The 2,866-nt window shown below is 50.3% G+C and carries 2 protein-coding genes; one reads left to right on the forward strand and one right to left on the reverse strand.

Translation table 11 applies throughout. The features are described 5' to 3' along the window. Positions 1 to 440 (reverse strand): aquaporin (locus tag H6F67_RS26490; RefSeq protein ID WP_190764033.1); only part of this gene is annotated, 440 nt, incomplete at its 3' end. 907 nt (positions 441 to 1,347) lie between these two features. Here H6F67_RS26490 and H6F67_RS26495 point away from each other — a divergent pair. After that, positions 1,348 to 2,775, forward strand: a complete 1,428-nt coding sequence (locus H6F67_RS26495; RefSeq protein ID WP_190769661.1) for a PAS domain S-box protein — start codon at positions 1,348 to 1,350, stop codon at positions 2,773 to 2,775. Positions 2,776 to 2,866 lie beyond the last annotated feature (91 nt).

Raw genomic sequence — 2,866 nt, forward strand, 5'->3', positions numbered from 1 at the left:
AACAAGCCGTAGCCACCGGGCGAGTGCACGCCATAGCCGTTGGTTGCCAGCGGATTGCCGCCCGTGAGCGTGAAGCCGTCGCGTCCGCTGGCAATGAGGTAGATCGTGCCGCCTGCCACGATCGCGCCGAGCACCTGAGCGACGATGTAGGGCAGCAGGTCGCCCGCAGGAAAGCGCTTGCCTGCCCACAGGCCGAAGGAGACAGCCGGGTTGAAGTGACCGCCCGAAACATGACCGACGGCATAAGCCATCGTCAGCACGGTTAGGCCGAAAGCGAGCGAGACGCCGACCAGTCCGATGCCCAGGGGGAACAGCGTGTTGTCAGCGATGGTCGCGCCATCGCTGGTGAAGGAAGCGGCGAGCACGGCGCTCCCGCAGCCACCCAGGACGAGCCAAAAGGTGCCAAAGAACTCAGCAATACATCGTTTAATCAGAGGCATTTCATCAACTCCAAACAACGCCAAAATTAATGGTTAAGCGGAAGACGAGGCGAATTCGTCAATTCGATCGACTGCTCAGCTTGATAGCAAAATGTTCAACATTCTTACTTCCCAAGCAGAGCAAAACAGTTCCCAAAGGCAACGTTCAATGCAGTAACTTCCGTGTGCAAGCCAATGATAGTTCGCTAGAATTTCACGAATGAACGCAGTTTTTCGCAATGTTCAATGAGATGGCTTATAGAGTAATTTGAATAGTGGCAAGAAGACCAGGGAAGTTTAGACAGTTAGCAAACATTTAAGTAGGCAACTGAAGCGATCGCAGGACAGCTATGCAGAGAGCGCCACAGGAAACCGTGTATCCATCCTGTTAGGCGATCGGTTCTGTGTGAACTTTGCAAGTATTGCTAAACTCGCTTTTCTTTCCGCTTAAATATCTAGCTTAACCTTCTTATCTGATTTGCCAATTAGAGTAACAAATGCAACAATTTGAGCACTATTGCTCCACTTTTCTTCCTTTAGGAGAAGAGGATCTAGGCCGTGCATCAAAAGGCTGCGATCCTCCCCAACTCTCCTTGCAAAGGAGGGAGCCGAACCACCACTCAAAGTTCCCCTCTAGAAGGGGGATTGAGGGGGAGCGATCGCACACCCTCCACTCCTGGAACTTTGAAAACCCGCCCTCGCGATCGATTGATGTTCGTCATTCCGACTGAACCGAAAGGTTTTCATTTTTACCGGACTAATTGAGTTGCCTTTCTACCTGTTGCCGCAGCAGATTACGCCAAAGAATTCAACATACGAGGCAAATTCCGCTGAATGACGAATGGCAAAACTACAGCGATCGCTGATGATTGCAGCATAGAGATCCTGCGTAAATCGTTTTTGGGTTTGTCGTTCTTGTAGAAAAATCATGCTGGAACTGATTCGGAATTTGCTGTCGCCAAGTCAATATATTCCGCACGGGCACTGCTACTTGTGGCAGACGCCGCTGGTGTGGCTGCATGTCTTGAGTGATGCGCTAGTGGCGATCGCCTACTTCTCAATTCCAGCCATCCTGCTCTACTTCGTGCGAAAGCGGTCAGACGTGCCGTTTTCTGAAGTATTCGTTCTGTTCAGCCTGTTCATCATTCTCTGCGGAACCGGACATTTGCTCGACATTTGGACGCTGTGGCATCCCGCCTATTGGGTTTCGGGCGTTGAACGGGCACTAACAGCTTTTGTATCTTGCTATACTGCTTTGCAACTGGTCGAACTGTTTCCGCAGTTTCTATCGCTAAAAAGCCCCCAGCAGCTTGAAATCATCAATCGAGAATTAGAAAAGCAGATTGCAGAACGGCAACGAACCGAAGAAGCGCTGCGAGCGATCGTAGCCGGAACTGCTTCTGTGACCGGACAAGACTTCTTTCCCGCTTTGGTTGAAAATTTGGCGATCGCGCTGAATGTGCGCTATGTGATGGTCTCCGAAAAAGTAAACGATTCCCTGGACGCATTGCGAACTTTGGCATTCTGGTCGGGCGATCGACTGGCTGAGAACTTCGAGTATGCGTTGGCAGGGGGGCCGTGTGAATGCGTAGTCAAGCACGGGCAACTTCAGGTTTATCCAGATGGCCTACAGCAAACTTTTCCCAATTTTCCCCTTCTAAAATTACTGAGTGCCGAAAGCTACGTTGGTGTGCCGTTGCTTGATGCCCACCAGCAAGTGATTGGCAGCTTGTGCATTGTTGATGTCGAACCGCTTCAGTTGAACGAGCAAAAACAAGCGTTGATGCAGGTATTTGCGGCTCGCGCCGCGACCGAAGTGCAGCGAAAATGGGCAGAAGAAGAAAAACGCCGTACTTATGAAGGACTGGAATTTCGAGTGAAAGAACGAACAGCGGAATTAGTTGCTGCAAACGCTTCTTTAGAAATTGAAATTATGGAGCGAATTGCGGCAGAAGCAGCTTTGCAGCAAAGTCAAGAACAGTTCTTCAAAGCGTTTCATTCTAATCCGATCGCTTGCTCAATTTCGACATTAGAAGATGGACGATTTTTAGATGCAAACTCCAGCTTTTTGAATCTGCTGGGCTACAGTCGTGAAGATCTACTCGGCCACACTTCGAGCGAGTTATCGATTTGGGCAAACCCAGCCGATCGCGATCGATTGGTGGCGCAATTGCAGCATCAGCAATCGGTACAAATTGATGCGCCATTTCGGACTCGCTCTGGTCATGTCCGCGAGGGCATGGCCTCGTTTGAAAGAATTGAGCTGCACGAAGAAGCTTGTTTGTTGAGTATGCTCTACGACATGACCGAGCGCAAGCAAGCGGAAGCAGAGCATAGGGCAAACGCATCTTATTGAGCTAGAACCTTCGCTAAGTAATCATTGTTCCAGCCAGCCTTCTTGCGCTTGGCCTTGACTCCACCTTTAGCCGTCTGCTCATGACTCAACA

Source organism: Microcoleus sp. FACHB-1515 (genome assembly GCF_014696105.1).
In the GTDB taxonomy this organism is placed as follows: domain Bacteria; phylum Cyanobacteriota; class Cyanobacteriia; order Elainellales; family Elainellaceae; genus JAAUTJ01.

Excerpts from the sequence above, each read along its gene's own strand:
- H6F67_RS26495 (WP_190769661.1), top strand. The coding sequence starts at position 1,348 with ATGCTGGAACTGATTCGGAATTTGCTGTCGCCAAGTCAATATATTCCG.